This window comes from Haloarcula litorea (genome assembly GCF_029338195.1).
In the GTDB taxonomy this organism is placed as follows: domain Archaea; phylum Halobacteriota; class Halobacteria; order Halobacteriales; family Haloarculaceae; genus Haloarcula; species Haloarcula litorea.
Genome location: NZ_CP119779.1, coordinates 73,965 through 89,624, shown reverse-complemented (window position 1 = coordinate 89,624; position 15,660 = coordinate 73,965). Strand labels below are relative to the sequence as shown.

The following is a 15,660-nucleotide window of genomic DNA, read 5'->3' as shown; positions in this document are numbered from 1 at the left end:
CGAAGACGTTTTGTAGCCAACTCCCGTTCGAGCAGGTATGACACGGGACGGCGACGTCGACGAGGAGAAGCGGGCGACGCTCCGTCGCTTCGCGGCCCTCGGCGCTGCCAGTCCCCTCGCCCGGTTCGCCGACGACGGGAGCGACAGCGACGCTCCCGACGCCATCGCCGGCTACGTCTCGGCCCGTCCGGGCACGCACTTCTCGAAGCTCCGCGACGACCTGCAACTCGGGACCGGCGAGGCCCAGCACCACCTCCACAGGCTGGAACAGGAGGGCGTGATCGCCTCTCGGAAGGACGGCGACTACCGGCGGTACTTCCCGGCCGACCAGTTCACCGAGTTCGAACAGGTGACGTTCGGCTACCTCCGTCGGTCGACGCCGCGGGGGATGCTCGTCGCACTGCTCCGGGACCCGACGACGACGGCCTCGGAACTGGCCGAGCGGCTGGGGGTCTCGCGGCCGACGATCAGCAACTACGCCGCGGACCTGGAGGCGGCCGGCCTGCTCTCGCGGGCCGACGGCTACGCCGTCGCGGAGCCGGAGACGGTTCTGACGCTGCTCGTGCGGTACGCGGACTCGTTCGACGCGGGCGCGGCGGCGCTGGCCAGCGAGGCCGACTCGCTGGTCCGCTACGATCCGTAGGCCGGCGACGCCGCTGGTCGGGTCTGCACCGAGGAGGGAAGGGTGTCAGCCGCGGTGGTGCAACCGGTGGCCGACTACGCCTCGACCATCCACGTCGTCGAGGAGGAGTACCCCCACTTCTCGACGTCGACGTCGAAGTCCCCGTCGGCGATGGTCGTCATGTTCGTCCCCACTTCCTTTGCGGAGAGCCCCAGTTCGTCCCCGATGAGCCGTGACTTGAAGTACGTCTGTTCGTCGGCGTTGCTCCGGAGGTACTCGAGGATGCGACGCTGCTTCTCCGAGAGGGGGCTGTCCGCCGCCTGTGCAGTCGCGCTCATTACGTCACCGTATAGCACTGACTCCACCTTAGGGGGTTTGGTACAGTCGATTAACGGCGCGCTGTCGTGCGGTTTCGGTGCTTCGATGAGGCCGACAGACCGACGTGACGGGGGACTCCCGGAGCGGTTGGTACGCCGGGAAAACAGCGTCCCGGACGGGGTAATCCGCGGCTACCCGTCCGGCAGTTCTATGGTAGTGGGTCGACAGTATGGCGAACGGAGGTCTACTACATTGGAAATCTCGGACGAACTGCTGTGTCTGTTCAGTGCTGACGTGAGCGACGACGGCGACCGGTACGTCGTCGAGGTCCCCCGACGGGAGGTCGAGACGGGGGCGATCGACGCCGGCGCTACCTACCGGGTCGCGCTCATCTCCACCGACGCGAGCGACGGCGAGGGCTCAAGCGAGAGCGAGGCGGAGGTGCCGCCGGACCAACCCCAGCCCCCGGTCGAACCCGGCGAGACGCGGTACGTCGAGATCGAAGACATCGGCAAGCAGGGCGACGGCATCGCCCGCGTCGAACGCGGCTACGTCATCATCGTCCCCGGAGCCGACATCGGCGAGCGCGTCAAGGTCGAAGTGACCGAGGTCAAGTCCAACTTCGCCGTCGGCGAGATCATCGAGTCGGACGTCTGACAGCGACCGAAGCGGTGCCGTGTGCCCGCGGACAGTCGCCACGCTCCCGTTCCGGCCGCGACGCCCTCAGTCTCCGTCGGCGTCCCCGAGTGGCGTCCCGTCGGGCCGCTTCTGTCCCTCCGAGTCGTGGACGACCACGCCGTCGGCGTCGACCGGTTCGTAGTTCTCGCGGACGCCGATCGCCTCCTCCAGTTCCCTGACGGCTCGCTCTTTCAGGGCCGCAGCGAGTTCCTCGGCCTCGTCTCGCGAGATCTCACGGCCCAGCCCCTCGCACTCGTGGGCTCGGACCGTCACCTGATCGTCGCCGTCGTCGGCCGCCCGTCCCGACTCCAGCGCGACGCCGTCGACGGCCTCGCCCATCGGCTGGCTGGTCCCGCCGAGCCCGACGCTGAACGGGTAGGTCCGGCAGATGAGCGGCCGGTCGTCGTGGACCGTGCAGGCCCCGACGCCGTCGTCGCCTTCCGCGTAGAAGGTGCAGTCGCCGCAGTCGTCGGTCTGTAACGCCCACTCGAAGGTCTCGCCGCTGGGGCCGTCGGCCGTCTCCTCGATCCCGTAGGGCATCGGGCGGGCCACGTCCCGGAAGTCGTAGTCGCCGGCGGCCTGGAGCGCCCGGATCTCGTCGGGGAAGACGGTCGCTGTGTGGGGGTCGCTCTCCCCTTCGTCGGCCGTCTCGTCGTCGCTCCCGCCGCCGCAGGCCGTCTCGGCCTTGCAACACGCGCCACAGCGGGTACACTCGAACCCGATGGTCTCGATCGCGTCGGCCAGCGCACCCACGTCGAGTTCACGGGCCCGGGCGAGTTCTGCGTCGAGTGACTCCACAGGGTGTGGTGGGCGCGGAGCGCAAAAAAGGCGTCAGTCGGCGTCGCGTTACCGGGGCGAGATGTGGACGCTGACCGTCGCCACGCCGGGGAGTTCGACGCGACCGAAGCGGTCGCCGGCGCGGCGTGCCAGCGCGCCCAGCCCGAGCTGAGCGGCCTTCGTCGCGAGGACGACCGTGACGGCGGCGACGGCGGCCAGGACCGGCGCGGTCGCCGCCGCGAGGAGGGCACCGAGCAGGAGGGGTGCCGCAAGCGCGGGGCCGAGCGCGGCGTCGTCTGTCTGTGGGCCTGGGCGAGCGACCGTCTGCAGTGAGCGTCGTGTCATAGGGTGTCCGAGACGGGACCGGCGACCGGCCCCGCGTCTCTGTCTCACCGTTCCCGCCGGAGACGGAAAAAGTATCGTATTTCGTATGGTTTTCGATGAGTGCTAACACGGAACGTGGTGATAAAGTCCGTGTAGAAACCCTCTACGAGGGTGTAAGGACTGGCATGGTACTAGCTGGTCATCTATCCGCGTTCTGAGAACCTATCGGCAGGGCCGGTCGTCGAGCGAGGCCGGGGGTCGGGCCTGCCGCCCGTTCCAGCGAACGCGGCCCTCGACGGCGAGTTTCTCCAGGTGTGCGACCACGGTGGCTCGCGCGAGGTCGCGGACCCCGGTCAGATCCTTCTCGTAAGCCGCGTCGAGCACGTCGTCGGGCGACCGGGCACCGTCGGCCACTGCCGCGGCGACCCGCCGCTCGCGGTTCAGTCGGTGGGCGAGCAGCCGGGCACAGACCGCCTGCGACTCATCGATGGTCGGTCCGTGGCCGGGATACAGTCGGTGCGGTGCTCGGGCGTGGAGTCGGCGCAGCGAGGTGACGTAGGCGCGCATATCCCCCTCCGGCGCGCCGACGACGACGCTGCCCTCGGCGACGGCTGCGTCGCCGCAGACGACCCCGTGGGAGGTCGCGAAGCCGACGTGTTCCGGCGCGTGCCCGGGCAGGTCCAGCACGGTGACACCCGGCCCGGCCGGGATCGTCGTCCCACCCGCGAAGGTCCGGTCCGGCTCGACACCGGTCGCCTCGGCGAACGCCGCCTCGCGCCCCGTCCGTGCCCACACCGTCGCCCCGGTCTCGCGGGCGTAGTCGGCGACAGCCCCGACGTGGTCGCCGTGGTGGTGAGTGACGGCGACGTGGTCGACGTTTCGCTCGGCGACGGCCGCGTCCAGTGGCTCGGTCCGTGCGGGCGGGTCGATCAGCACCGCTTCCGGGTCAGGACCGAGGTACGCGGCGGTCTCGCCGGTGGGAGCGCGTGTCGCGACGGGAACGTCGACGCGAGTCCAGGCCATCGGCGTGTGGCACGTCGCCGAGGAGGAAAAGCGGCCGGGGACGGGACGGCGATCCCGTCAGGCGGTGAGGTAGTACACCTGCTTGCGTGCGTCGCGGAAACTGTACCGGGAGTCGACGAGGTCCGTCTCCTCCAGCCGGTTCAGCGCGTAGCGCACCGTCCGGTCGGGCAGCAGGGAGAGATCGGCGAGCTGTCCCTGGGACAGCGGTTCGTCGTCTTCGAGCACCTTCGCGACGAGCTTCGCGCTGGGCGGCAGTTCCCGGAGCCGCTCGCGCATCTCGTCGTTGGTGAACGGCGACGGCGTTACATCTTCGGCCTTCGTCGTGCTCATACTGGATGCCAATCCAACGATACTGGTAAAAGTTGGCTATATGTGTGTCCTAACAATACAGTGTGTAAAATGTGTATAAGGCAGCCTTAAACACGACTCGGGTCTCCGAGCCGGACGGCCACCGCGGCGGCGGCCCGGACGGACTGTGAGAGCGGTCAACGGGGAGCCGAACCGCGATTCCAGTACCGTTTTATCCCCCGGGAAGCGAGGCATCAAGCGTGAAAGGGCAGGAGTGGTACCAGGCCGACACGGTGGCCGAGGAGTACGAGGCCAAGCGGTTCTCCCGCGGCGGTCGCCTCATCGACCGCCGGGAGAAACAGGCCGTCCTCGACGCGATCGGTCCGGTCGACGACAAGGACGTGCTGGAGGTCGCCTGCGGGACCGGTCGGTTCACCGTGATGCTCGCCGAGCGCGGCGCGGACATCGTCGGGCTCGACATCTCCGGCCCGATGCTCCAGCAGGGCCGCGAGAAGGCCAAGGCAGCCGGCGTCGCCGACCACGTGGAGTTTATGCGCGGCGACGCCGCCCGGCTGCCGTTCCCGGACGACCACTTCGACACCGTGCTGGCGATGCGCTTCTTCCACCTCGCGGACACGCCCGCGGCGTTCCTCGCGGAGATGCGCCGGGTCTCGGAGGAACAGGTCTTCTTCGACACGTTCAACCGCTTCTCGACCCGGTCGATCTACAACTGGGCGCTGCCGATGGGGTCCCGGCTCTACTCGCGGTGGGAGGTCGACCGCCTGCTCGACGGGGCGGGCCTCGAACTCCGCAGCGAGGAACACGACTGGGTGCTCCCCTACGGCTTCTACCGGAAGATCCCCAACGAGCTCGCCTCGTCGTTCCGGTCGATCGACACCGCCCTCGGCGGGACTCCGCTGGGCGACAAACTGGCTTCCGTCTCCTACTGGAACACCCACGTCTGACCGGCGGGAGGCAGGGACCACTCGCTCCCGACGACACCCCGCGACTTTTAAGCGCCTCCGGTGTGCTACCCAGAGGTATGGAACTCTCGGTGGTGGTCCCGACGCTGAACGGCCGCGAGCAGCTCGCGGTCTGTCTGGACGCACTCGCCGAGGAGGTGCCCGACGCGGAACTCATCGTGGTCAACGGTCCCTCGGCGGACGGGACGACGGGGATGGTCCGGGACAGGGACGACGTCGACGTCCTCGTCGAGATCGCCGACCGCTCCGTGACAGTCGCGCGCAACGCCGGTCTCGACCGAGCGACCGGCGACGCGGTCGCGCTGGTGAACCACGGGCTCTCGGTGGAGTCCGGGTGGGCCGACGCCGTCGAGCGCGGGCTGGCGGAGACGGCGGCCGTGACGGGACCGACACACGAGCAGCTGGCGGCCGGGATGACCACCGAGTCCAAGGAGGCCCGGCGTATCGCCGGCCGGGAGGTGACGTACTTCAACGCGGGCAACGTCGCGTTCGACGGGGCGGTGCTGGACGCGCTGGACGGCTACGACGAGTACCTCGCTATCGGAGGGTCGCGCGACGTGGCACACCGGATGGCGGCCCACGGCTACGACGTGGGCTGGGACACGGCGATGAGCGTCAGCCGCGAGTTCGAGGCCGACGGCGGCATCCGCGAGACGGACTGGGCGGAGAAGTACCGCTCGCTGGCCTACCGGCTGCTGAAGAACTACGGCGTCCGCCCGACGGTCGCGCGCCGGCTCTGCAGCCACGCCGCCCGCGACGCCGTGGACGCGCTGAAGGACGTCGTCACCGGTGACACCGCTCCCTCACAGTGGCTCGCGACGGGACAGGACGTCGCGACCGGGGCGGCCGACGGCGTCGCGGACGGCTTCCTCGCGCGGTACCGGAACCGAGACGAGGGCCGGAACCCGAACGGGCGGTCGTCCCGCGCCGACCGGGCCGTCGCGGTCTACGACCGCCGGTAGGCTCTGATTGTCGTAACGATTTCCCGCTACGACCGCCCGAAGACGGCGATCGATGCGGCACGGGCGTACTAGGGGGCCAGCGCCTCGACGACGCGCTCGGGGTTGTTCGAGAACACCTTCCGCATCGCGTCCTCGGGGACGTCGAGGGTGAGGATCTCCATCACCGCGACGTTCGGGTGTGCGTCCGGCGCACCGGTCCCGAACAGGACCCGGTCCGGGTGCTCCATTATGGCGCGCTCCAGGTGTTCGCGGTACCGGACGACGCTGGTGTCCAGGTAGAGGTCGTCGTGGTCCGAGAGCAGGTCCACGGCGTCGTCCATCAGCTCCGTCCGGAGCGGGTGGCCGCCGAAGTGCGAGAGGACGACCGGGAACTCGTACGGGAGCAGCTCCTCGGCGACCTGCTTCGGAGTGAACGACTCGCCGCCGTGGACCAACACCGGGAGCGACACCTCGGCCAGTCGTTCGAGCACCTCTTCGTCGGGGAGACCGTCGGCCGACGGGTGGAGCTTGAACCCACAGAACCGGTCGTCGTAGGCGTACTGCTCGACGTCTCCGGGGTCGGTGTGGGGGTCCGCTCGGGAACTCGTCAGGTTCCGTAACGTCGACCCCGGTCCGGTTCCCGGGTCCCGCGCGCCGGTGAGCCGGGCGAACGCCACCAACGGTCGTCCGACGGTCATCCGGGCGACCCCGTTGTTGGCCTTGAGGTAGTCGCCGTCGCGGGGGCCGGGGTAGACCACCGCACGGACGACGCCGGCCTGGTGCATCTCGCGTTCGAGCTGTTCGGGATCGCCCAGCCCGGCTCTGGGTCGCCGCTGCTCGTCCGGCTCGACGCGGGCGTGGACGTCGACCACACGGAAGCCGTGTTCCAGCTCGAGCATCTACACGAGTGTGTGCGCAACCCCGTAATAAAACATCGGTCACGCACCGGGCCGCTCCGTGGTCCGTGACCCCTGGATTTAAGTACGGCACCGGAACCGCCCGAACGACGGATACGGACGCTCGGACCGTCTACCGTGAGAATACGGCGCACGACGGCGAAAGGTTTATATTCTTTTCGGACTAACCTATAGGTAAGACAGCCCCGGGCGGGCCACTTCAAGATTATTTCCCCGGCAGCCCGGGCGTCCTCCCCACCCTGAGTGAATCAACAGTACGCAGCAACACGAGCGAACGGACGCGAGAGCAGCGAACCGAAGAGGAGTCGGAGCGGACCGACGTCTGTCCCGAGTGTGGCGGGCAGGTGAGCACCGACGCCGAGCACGGCGAGACGGTGTGTCGAGACTGCGGGCTGGTCGTCGAGGAAGACAGCATCGACCACGGCCCGGAGTGGCGCGCGTTCGACTCCGCCGAGCGCGACCAGAAGTCCCGCGTCGGTGCCCCGACGACGAATATGATGCACGACAAGGGCCTCTCGACCAACATCGGCTGGCAGAACAAGGACGCGTACGGCCGCTCGCTCTCCAGCGAACAGCGACAGAAGATGCAGCGCCTGCGCACCTGGAACGAGCGGTTCCGCACACGGGACTCCAAGGAGCGCAACCTCAAGCAGGCCCTGGGCGAGATCGACCGGATGGCCTCGGCGCTGGGCCTGCCCCAGAGCGTCCGCGAGACCGCCAGCGTCATCTACCGACGCGCACTCGACGGCGACCTGCTGCCGGGTCGCTCCATCGAGGGCGTCTCGACGGCGGCGCTGTACGCCTCCGCGCGGATGGCGGGCAACCCCCGCTCCCTCGACGAGATGGCGGTGGTCTCGCGGGTCGACAAGATGGAACTGACCCGGACCTACCGCTACATCGTCCGGGAGCTGAACCTCGAAGTCCAGCCGGCGGACCCCGAGCAGTACCTGCCCCGGTTCGTCTCGGATCTGGACCTGAGCGACGAGACCGAGCGCCAGGCCCGCGAGCTGGTCGACAGGGCCCGCGAGGCCGGCCTCCTCTCCGGGAAGTCGCCGGTCGGCATCGCCGCGGCCGCCGTCTACGCCGCCGCTCTCCTGACCAACGAGAAGGTCACCCAGAGCGCGGTCGGCGAGGTCGCCAGCGTCTCCGAGGTCACGATCCGGAACCGCTACAAGGAACTCCTCGAGGCCGACGGGCTCCCCGCCTGATCGACGGAGGCAGACGAGTGGGGTGACGCCAACCTTTTTGCCGACACACTTCGTGTGACATTACCACGCATGGAGGAAGCGTACGTCCGGTTGCTCTGTCCCGAATGCGCCAAAGACTGGCAGTCGACCCCGAGCGAACTCCCCGAACACGACACGACGTACCACTGTCCGAACTGTCACGCCAGTCGCCGGCTCGCGGAGTTCACGCGGACCGATCGGGACCTGCAGACACTGAAGGGCCTCCAGTGACGCCGGCGGCGCTCACCCGCTGGTCGCCGACCGGGCACCGCACGCCTCACACCGGAGGAGTACCGCGTCGCCCTCCCGCTCAAGCCGTGTGTCGGGCAGTCCACACTCCGAACAGACGACGAACTCCTCGACGTAGTCGTCGATAGCTTCGTCGAGTCGGTCGGCCCCGAACGACCCGGTCAGCCGGGCGCGGCCGCTCTCGTCGATGTGTGCGCTGGTCCCCATCTCCGTCTGGAGGAACTGGAGGACGTGGTCGGGATCGCGGTCCAGCCGGTCACACAGCGACTGGAAGTTCTCGACGACGCTGGTGTTTCCCTCCTGTCGCACCTCCACGTCGGGAACTTCGAACCGCTCGGACGACCCGGTGAACTCGGGGGTCTCGTCGATCGCACGGTCGAGCATGTCGTCGTAGTTCATATCCGAACGTGTCTCGTGAGACGACTAAAATCTTTCAAACGGACCGTCGGGTCTCCGCTCACCGGGGTCCCGCGTTCGCCCCGCTCACGGCCTAACGTTCACGATCGTTGGTGAGGCCCACGTGTGGTAACTATTTTCAGAGTAGTACTATAACCCTCCAGTTGTAAGCAGTGGGTGACTATGAAGAAGCAGGAGCTCATTCACCTTCACGGCCTGCTTGCACAAGTACAGAACCACTACGAAGCGGAGAAGGAGACGACCGTCGACCACGACGAGTACGAGGAACTCGGCGTGAAGCCGACATCCATTCACAAGTCGAAGACCGACCACAAGGCGGCCGTCTTCGCGATCGCCAACGGGATCACCTCGGAGATGACCGACGAAGAGAAAGAGCCGGTTTCTGCCGCCGCGGACTGAGTCCCTCTCTCCCCCGCCACGGAACGACGCCCGCCAGTCGCAGGCTTCCTCACTCGTCGATGAGCTCTTCGAACTCGGGGAGCACCTCGTCGTCGTCACCGGTCTCGCCGCCACCGTTGCCCGCGTCCGTCGGCTCGTCGTCCGTCCCGCCGTCCGCGGTCTCCTCGTCGTCGTCCTCGACGATCTCCTCGATCTCCAGAACCGTCAGCGGGATGTTCTCCAGCCGCTGCCCGATCTCCTTCCTCGCGATCCGGGCGGCGTGTTCGTCACGTTCGACGTTGAACACGGTCATCTCCAGTTCGAGCGCGACGAGGCTCTCGTCCGCTGCGATGAACGCCGGGTCGAGTTCGTCGCCGCAGTGCGGGCAGTGTCGCTCGCCCATGTTGATCTCGACGTAGTTGAGGTCCGGATTCAGCATCTCCCCGGTCTTGGAGATGGCGATGCGGACGGCCTCGTCCGACGTCTCCACGTCGTACACGGGGACGGCGGCCTCGACGACGACTCTGCAGTCCATACAGGTATGTTTGCTGGGCTATATAATGAAGGTTGGCCCGGTTCGCGGGACCGCCGCGACAGTCCGGCCGCGTGACCGTCCCGTGTCGACGCCCGACCGTCGGAGTCCGGCCCGTGGCGTCACTCGCCGGGGTCGGTCACACCCGCCGCCGCCAGCGCGTCGATCTCGGAGTCGGTGTAGCCGACCTCCCCCAGGACTTCGGCGGTGTGTTCACCCGGCGCGGGGGGACCGCGCTGAATCTCCCCGGGCGTCGCCGAGAGCGAGCCGGGGATCCCGGTCGTCTCGAAGGTGCCGCCGGTCGGGTGGGGGACCTCGACGAGCATCTCGTTGTGTCGGACCTGCGGGTTCGCCGCCGCGCCGTCGAAGTCGTCGACCCGGGCCGCCCACACCTCGGCGTCGAGCAGCGTCGCCAGCAGGTCGTCCGTCGTCCGTTCGCGGGTCGTCTCCGCCAGCGTCCGCTTGATCTCGTCGCGGCGGGTGAACGCCTCCCGCTTGCTGTACTCGGCGAGGGCGGGCAGGTCGAGGACGTCGGCGAGGCGGTCCAGCGGCGTCATCGAGATCGCGACGTGCCCGTCGGCGGTCTCGTAGAGCCCGTACGGAGCGGGGAGGTACTTCTGTCCGATCCCGGTCGCGCTGCGCTCGAAGTCGTGGTCGACGTTGCGTTCGACGGTGAACGCCTGACACTGGGTGTCGAGCGCGGAGTCGAGGAGGTTCACCTCGACGTGCTGTCCCTCGCCGGTTCGCTCCCGGTGGAAGAGCGCGACCATCGCCTTGAACGCCAACTGCATCGCGGAGTGGCCGTCGACCAGCGGGAACGGCACCGGCATCGGCGGGTGGTCCGCGTGGCCGACCGCGGTCGTCAGGCCACAGAGGGCCTGCATCAGGAGGTCCTGTCCGGGGCGGTCGGACAGCGGCCCGTCGCTCCCGAACCCGGACGCGGAGACGTACACCACCTCGGGGTTGACCGCCCGGACGTCGTCGTAGGCGAGTCCGAGGCGGTCCATCACGCCCGGCCGGAAGTTCTCGACGACGGCGTCGGCCCCGGCGGCGACGTCGAGTGCGGCGGCCCGGCCCTCGTCGGCCTTCAGGTCGAGCGTGACCGAGCGCTTGCTGCGGTTGGCCGAGAGCCAGAACGGGCTCTCCCCGTCGACGTCGTGGCCGGCTCCCGCCGAGAGGTCGCGACTCCACTCGCCGCCCGGCCGCTCGATCTTGATCACGTCCGCTCCCATATCGCCCAGCTTCTGGGTCGCCCACGGCCCCTGGTGGGCGGTGGTGAAGTCGGCGATCCGAACGCCCGCCAGCGCCTGTGTCATGGCAACAGCTACCGCGCAGGACAGCATAAGGGTACGGTCGCGGCCGGGTCGCCGGAGCGTTCTTGTGCGCCGTCGTCGATTGCCAACGTATGACAACCCCGTCGCTCTCCGACACGAGGCTCGACGACGCGGTCCGTGCGCTGCGGGACCGCGTCGACGCCACGCTCGACGCGACCGGCGACGCGTTCCCCTACTTCTACGACGACGGCTGGGTGACGACGCCGGACGGCAACTGGTGTGGCGGGCACTGGATCGGGCTGCTGTGGCTGGCCGGCGAGTGGACGGACGGCGACGACGCCGCGCGGTTCGAACGGGCGGCCCGCGAGCACACCGCTCGAATGCGCGACGGGATGCCCGAACACACGATGTTCCGGGGGATGAACGCCCACTACGCGGGGTTCCGGGGGTACGACCACACCGGCGACCGCTCCCTGTTCGCGCTGGGGCTGGACGGTGCCGACGCGATGCTCGCGGACTACCGCGGGGACGCGCGGCAGGTCCCGCTGGGCGATCTCGACATCAAGGGTCCCGAACAGTTCCGTGGCCCGGAGAGCGACCACGGCCCACCGGGTGACCGCATCGGTGCCGTCGACAACGTCTACACCGCGCTGCCGGTCCTGTGGCGGGCCTACCGCGAGACGAACGACCCGCGGTTCCGGGACGCCGCGGTCTCCCACGCCGACCGCCACCTCGACTGGTACGTCCGCGACGACGGGCGGACGTGGCACCACGCCGTCTTCGACGGCGAGACCGGTGCGCTGGAGCGCCAGTACAACGAACTCGCGGCCGGCGACGACACTTGCTGGGCGCGCGGGCAGGGGTGGCACGTCGCCGGTCTCGCCCGTGCGTACGCGGAGACGGGCGCACAGCGGTACCTGGACGCGCTCCGGCTGGCGGTGTCGTACTACCGGGCGCACACGCCCGACGACGGCGTGCCGTACTGGGACTTCGAGGCCGAGGTGACGCCGGAGACGCCCCGGGACACGAGCGCGGCCGCGCTGGTGGCGTACGGGCTGGCGCGCCTGCCCGAGCGAGACGCGACCGCGAACCTGCGGACCTACGGCCGGGACGTGCTGGGGTCGCTGCTCTCGGACTACCTCGTCACCGACGACGCCGACCCGCAGTACGGCGGCGTCCTGCACGGCTGTTTCAACGCGCCCGGCGGGTACGCGACCGACAACGAACTGGTGTGGACGGACTACTACGTCGCCCGCACCGTCGCGGCGCTCCGTGGCGATGTCTGAGCGGTGGACGCGGCCGCTCGGCTACGATCTGCCGGACCCGACGGCGGGCGAGGACCTCCACGAGGGGTTCGCGTGGCACCTCCCGGAGACGTACAACGTCGCCGAGGCCGCGCTGTCCGGGGACGCCTCGGCGACGGCCCTGCGGCACGTCGACGAGGGCGGGACCGCGCGCTCGTTCGGCTACGGCGACCTCGACGCCGCCTCGGACGCGCTGGCCGCCCGGCTCGCTGCCACCGGCGTCGGTCGCGGGGACCGGGTCGCGGTCTGTCTCCCGACCTGTCCGGAACTGCTCGTCGCGCACCTCGGGGCGCTGCGGCTCGGGGCCGTCGTCGTCCCGGTGTCGATGCTGCTGGGCGAGGCGGCCGTCGCACACTCGCTGTCGGACAGCGGCAGCGCCGTCCTGATCCTGGACCGGGAGCGCGCCGACGCGCTCGCCCTCGACGGGGCCGTCAAGCCCGACGAGACGCTGCTCGTCCGCCCCGGCGGCTACGATGGCGACCTGCCGGCGCTGGGCGGCCTCGGCGAGCACGTCGACCCGACGGCGAGCGTCGACCCGGTGGCGACGAGCCCCGAGGACCCGGCGATGCTGCTGTACACGTCGGGGACGACCGGCGACCCGAAGGGGGTCCTGCAGGGCCACCGGTACCTCGCGGGGTCGCTGCCGGGCTACCACTGTTGGTTCCACCTGTTCGGCCCCGAGCGGGCCGCCGCGAGCCGGGTCTGGACACCGGCCGAGTGGGCGTGGGCCGGCGCGCTGTTCGACGTGGTGTACCCGACGCTGGCCGTCGGCGGGACGGTCGTCGCCCGCTGTCGCCGGTCGGGGTTCGACGCCGCCCGCGCCTGTGCCCTGCTGGACCGCGAGCGGGTCACCCACGCCTTCGCGCCCGCCACCGCGCTCCGGAAGCTCCGGACGCACCTCACCGACGGACCTACCTACGACTTCGCCGCCCTCGACGTGGTCAACAGCGGCGGCGAGGCGGTACCGCCGGACCTGCTGTCGTGGATCGCCGACGCCCTCGGCGTCGACGTGAACGAGGCCTACGGACAGACCGAGGCCAACGCCTTGGTGGGCAACTGCGCCGCCGCCTACCCCGTCAGGCCGGGGTCGATGGGCCGACCGTACCCGGGCCACGAGGTGGTGATCGTCGACGAGGCGGGCGAACAGGTGCCGCCGGGGACCGTCGGCGAGGTCGCCGTCGAGCCGCCCGACCCCGCGCTGTTTCTGGGCTACTGGGGCGACGACGCGGCCACGGAGGGGGCGTTCTTCGCGAACGGGCGCTTCCGGACGGGCGACGCGGCGGTCCGGGACGAGGACGGCTACCTCTGGCACAGGGGGCGTCGGGACGACCTGATAGTCACGTCGGGGTACCGGGTCAGCCCGCTCGAAGTCGAGCGTGTCCTCGACGCCGACGAGGAGGTCCTCGACAGCGTGGTCGGCGGCGTCGCCGACGAGACGCGCGGCCAGCGGGTGACTGCGTACGTCGTTCCGCGGGGCGAGGGGAGCGAGGCGCTGGCCGAGCGCCTCCGCGAGCGAGTCCGGGACGAGCTCGGCGCGTACAAGGTCCCGCGGGAGATCGAGTTCGTCGACGACCTCCCCGAGACGCGGTCGGGGAAGGTCGACCGCGCGGCGCTGTTCGACTAGTCGCCGGCGTCCCGCTTCTCGACCAGCGTGATGTGCTCACAGACCAGCAGCGTCTCGCCGGCCTCGTTCTCGGCCGCGTACTCGTAGACGACGCGGCCGAGCGCGTCGTTGTAGTCCTCGGTCTCGACGACCTCGCGGTGGACCGTCAGCGTCGTGTCGACCGGTACCGGGTCGACGAATCGAAGCCCGTCGTAGCCGTAGGAGAACGACTTCGGGTTCATGTCGGCGACCAGCGCCTCCGCGACCGAGAACACGAGGTTGCCGTGGGCGATCCGCTCGCCGAACTCCGACGCCTCGCCGGCGGTCCGGCTCACGTGGAGGGGGTGGAAGTCGCCGGAGACGCCGGCGAAGTTGACCACGTCGGCCTCGGTGATCGTGCGGGCCTGTTCGACGGTGAACTCCTCGCCCTCCTCGATCGCCTCGAAGTAGCGGTCCGTGTCTTTGGCAGGTGCCTGCATAGTGTCGTCAGTTGGACAGGCGACGACATAAACTGGGGTGTCGCCCCCGTGGCGGCCTACGCCCCGTCCAGCAGCGCCTCGGTCCGCGCCGCGGCCTCGGACAGCGCCGCCTCGGGCGTCGCCGACCGGTCCACGACGGCCGCCTCGACGGCCTCGTTCAGGATCTCGTTGAACGCGGTGTACTCGGGGAGCTGCGGGAGCGTGTCGACCGCACCCGTGTTGATCTCCTCGACCATCGAGTAGAACGACTCCCGCTGGCGGACCTCCGGGTCGCGCCACGTCGACAGCCGGGTCCCGGAGGCCCCCTCCTCGGTCGTCACGCGGTCCATCTCGGGCGAGGCGGCGTGCCTGACGAAGTCGTACGCGAGGTCGGGGTGGTCGGCGCTCGACGGGACGGTCAGTCCGTAGAGGACGGTCAGCGAGGTGTGCCGGCCCTCGGGCGTGTCGGCCCGCGGGATGAGACCGTAGTCGACTCGGCCGAACACGTCCGAGTCGGGGTCCTCCGCCATCGCCCCGAACCCCGACCAGTTCCACATCATCGCGGCCTTCCCGTCGGCGTAGAACCGTCCCGAGTCGACGCTCTCCATCTCCAGCGACGCCGGCGGTGCCACCTCGTGTTCGTGGATCAGGTCCCGGTAGTACCGGAGCGCGTCGACGCCGGCCTCGGAGTCGAACGCCGGCGTCATCTCGTCGGTGAACACCTCGCCCCCGCGGCTCCAGAGCTGGATCAGGAAGTCGTAGACGTCGTTGTGGCCGTCCGGGAGCGCCGCCACGACGGTCCCCCAGAGGTCCTCCTCGGGCCGGGTGAAGAACTCCGCCACCTCCAGGAACTCCGACCACGTGCGCGGCACGGACAGCGGCCGACCGTACGCCTCCCGGAAGGCCCGCTGTTCGGCCGCGTTCTCGAAGAGGTCCTCGCGGTAGAAGAACACCTCCGGGCCGTCGTGGTAGGGGACGCCGTAGGTGGTCCCCTCGTAGGTGACGAGGTCGCGCATACTCTCGGCCCACCCCTCGGGCCAGTCCGGCGGCGGGGTCGCGTCGAGCCGGCCGTCCAGCGGTTCGACGAGGCCGCGCTCGGCGACGGCCGGCAGCCAGTCGCTCAGACAGAGGAACAGGTCGTACTCGCCGGCCGCGAGGCGCTCGCCCTCGACGAACGCCTCGTGGATCTCCGGGAGCGGACGGTGGTCCCGCTCGACCTCGACGGCCGCGTCGGTCGCCGACGCGAACGACGCGATCTGCCGGTCGAGCGCGCGCTCGAAGCCGTCGAACGGGCGGGCGAGCAGTCGCAGTGTGGTCGTCATCACCACGCAAGTTTCGGCGAGAGAAC

20 protein-coding genes are annotated in these 15,660 nt (G+C 69.7%); 9 read left to right on the top strand and 11 right to left on the bottom strand.

Annotated features, from left to right (window positions below):
- Positions 1–37 precede the first annotated feature (37 nt).
- Positions 38–643: a winged helix-turn-helix transcriptional regulator gene (locus tag P0592_RS00525; RefSeq protein ID WP_276272307.1), complete on the top strand. Its 606-nt coding sequence runs from the start codon at positions 38–40 to the stop codon at positions 641–643.
- A 74-nt stretch (positions 644–717) separates the two neighbouring features.
- Here P0592_RS00525 and P0592_RS00520 read toward each other — a convergent pair whose 3' ends face one another.
- Positions 718–960 (bottom strand): DUF7123 family protein, encoded by a 243-nt coding sequence (locus P0592_RS00520; protein WP_276272306.1) that lies wholly within the window; start codon positions 958–960, stop codon positions 718–720.
- A gap of 232 nt (positions 961–1,192) precedes the next feature.
- Between P0592_RS00520 and P0592_RS00515 the strand changes: the two genes are divergently transcribed.
- The gene (locus tag P0592_RS00515) at positions 1,193–1,597 is read left to right on the top strand and encodes a TRAM domain-containing protein (protein WP_276272305.1); all 405 of its coding nucleotides are present in this window, start codon (positions 1,193–1,195) and stop codon (positions 1,595–1,597) included.
- Positions 1,598–1,663: 66 nt separating this feature from the next.
- Here P0592_RS00515 and P0592_RS00510 read toward each other — a convergent pair whose 3' ends face one another.
- The 4 genes from P0592_RS00510 to P0592_RS00495 all read right to left on the bottom strand — a co-directional run bounded on the left by P0592_RS00510 (position 1,664) and on the right by P0592_RS00495 (position 4,072).
- Positions 1,664–2,416 (bottom strand): YkgJ family cysteine cluster protein, encoded by a 753-nt coding sequence (locus P0592_RS00510; RefSeq protein WP_276272304.1) that lies wholly within the window; start codon positions 2,414–2,416, stop codon positions 1,664–1,666.
- A gap of 48 nt (positions 2,417–2,464) precedes the next feature.
- On the bottom strand, positions 2,465–2,740 hold the full coding sequence (locus P0592_RS00505) for a hypothetical protein (protein ID WP_276272303.1): 276 nt from the start codon (positions 2,738–2,740) through the stop codon (positions 2,465–2,467).
- A gap of 201 nt (positions 2,741–2,941) precedes the next feature.
- Positions 2,942–3,742, bottom strand: coding sequence for an MBL fold metallo-hydrolase (locus P0592_RS00500; RefSeq protein ID WP_276272302.1), 801 nt, complete (start codon positions 3,740–3,742; stop codon positions 2,942–2,944).
- Positions 3,743–3,799: 57 nt separating this feature from the next.
- Positions 3,800–4,072 (bottom strand): MarR family transcriptional regulator, encoded by a 273-nt coding sequence (locus tag P0592_RS00495; protein WP_276272301.1) that lies wholly within the window; start codon positions 4,070–4,072, stop codon positions 3,800–3,802.
- Between the two features lie 218 nt (positions 4,073–4,290).
- Between P0592_RS00495 and P0592_RS00490 the strand changes: the two genes are divergently transcribed.
- Together P0592_RS00490 and P0592_RS00485 are read left to right on the top strand one after the other, a co-directional pair.
- Positions 4,291–4,995, top strand: coding sequence for a class I SAM-dependent methyltransferase (locus tag P0592_RS00490; RefSeq protein ID WP_276272300.1), 705 nt, complete (start codon positions 4,291–4,293; stop codon positions 4,993–4,995).
- 77 nt (positions 4,996–5,072) lie between these two features.
- Positions 5,073–5,975: a glycosyltransferase family 2 protein gene (locus P0592_RS00485; protein WP_276272299.1), complete on the top strand. Its 903-nt coding sequence runs from the start codon at positions 5,073–5,075 to the stop codon at positions 5,973–5,975.
- A gap of 68 nt (positions 5,976–6,043) precedes the next feature.
- On the opposite strand, the gene P0592_RS00480 is transcribed toward P0592_RS00485, so the two are convergent.
- Positions 6,044–6,853 (bottom strand): amidohydrolase family protein, encoded by an 810-nt coding sequence (locus tag P0592_RS00480; protein WP_276272297.1) that lies wholly within the window; start codon positions 6,851–6,853, stop codon positions 6,044–6,046.
- Positions 6,854–7,110: 257 nt separating this feature from the next.
- Between P0592_RS00480 and P0592_RS00475 the strand changes: the two genes are divergently transcribed.
- Together P0592_RS00475 and P0592_RS00470 are read left to right on the top strand one after the other, a co-directional pair.
- The gene (locus P0592_RS00475; RefSeq protein WP_276273958.1) at positions 7,111–8,079 is read left to right on the top strand and encodes a transcription initiation factor IIB; all 969 of its coding nucleotides are present in this window, start codon (positions 7,111–7,113) and stop codon (positions 8,077–8,079) included.
- Positions 8,080–8,148: 69 nt separating this feature from the next.
- Positions 8,149–8,328, top strand: coding sequence for a DUF7836 family putative zinc-binding protein (locus P0592_RS00470; RefSeq protein ID WP_276272296.1), 180 nt, complete (start codon positions 8,149–8,151; stop codon positions 8,326–8,328).
- Positions 8,329–8,340: 12 nt separating this feature from the next.
- On the opposite strand, the gene P0592_RS00465 is transcribed toward P0592_RS00470, so the two are convergent.
- Complete coding sequence (locus P0592_RS00465; RefSeq protein ID WP_276272295.1) at positions 8,341–8,745, bottom strand: translation initiation factor IF-2 subunit beta; 405 nt, start codon at positions 8,743–8,745, stop codon at positions 8,341–8,343.
- A 180-nt stretch (positions 8,746–8,925) separates the two neighbouring features.
- On the opposite strand from P0592_RS00465, the gene P0592_RS00460 reads away from it, so the two are divergent.
- Positions 8,926–9,162, top strand: coding sequence for a UPF0058 family protein (locus P0592_RS00460; protein WP_276272294.1), 237 nt, complete (start codon positions 8,926–8,928; stop codon positions 9,160–9,162).
- 49 nt (positions 9,163–9,211) lie between these two features.
- Here P0592_RS00460 and P0592_RS00455 read toward each other — a convergent pair whose 3' ends face one another.
- Together P0592_RS00455 and P0592_RS00450 are read right to left on the bottom strand one after the other, a co-directional pair.
- Positions 9,212–9,676: a DUF555 domain-containing protein gene (locus P0592_RS00455; protein WP_276272293.1), complete on the bottom strand. Its 465-nt coding sequence runs from the start codon at positions 9,674–9,676 to the stop codon at positions 9,212–9,214.
- A 119-nt stretch (positions 9,677–9,795) separates the two neighbouring features.
- On the bottom strand, positions 9,796–10,989 hold the full coding sequence (locus tag P0592_RS00450) for a CaiB/BaiF CoA transferase family protein (protein ID WP_276272292.1): 1,194 nt from the start codon (positions 10,987–10,989) through the stop codon (positions 9,796–9,798).
- Between the two features lie 89 nt (positions 10,990–11,078).
- Between P0592_RS00450 and P0592_RS00445 the strand changes: the two genes are divergently transcribed.
- Complete coding sequence (locus P0592_RS00445) at positions 11,079–12,233, top strand: glycoside hydrolase family 88 protein (protein ID WP_276272291.1); 1,155 nt, start codon at positions 11,079–11,081, stop codon at positions 12,231–12,233.
- Positions 12,226–13,875: an acetate--CoA ligase gene (locus P0592_RS00440; RefSeq protein ID WP_276272290.1), complete on the top strand. Its 1,650-nt coding sequence runs from the start codon at positions 12,226–12,228 to the stop codon at positions 13,873–13,875. The genes P0592_RS00445 and P0592_RS00440 overlap by 8 nt, the downstream gene beginning before the upstream one ends.
- On the opposite strand, the gene P0592_RS00435 is transcribed toward P0592_RS00440, so the two are convergent.
- Entirely contained in the window at positions 13,872–14,333 is a 462-nt protein-coding gene (locus tag P0592_RS00435; RefSeq protein ID WP_276272289.1) for a MaoC family dehydratase, read from the bottom strand. The genes P0592_RS00440 and P0592_RS00435 overlap by 4 nt on opposite strands.
- Positions 14,334–14,389: 56 nt before the next feature.
- A complete protein-coding gene (locus P0592_RS00430) occupies positions 14,390–15,634 on the bottom strand; it encodes an ABC transporter substrate-binding protein (RefSeq protein WP_276272288.1) in 1,245 nt (414 codons plus the stop codon).
- Between the last annotated feature and the right edge of the window lie 26 nt (positions 15,635–15,660).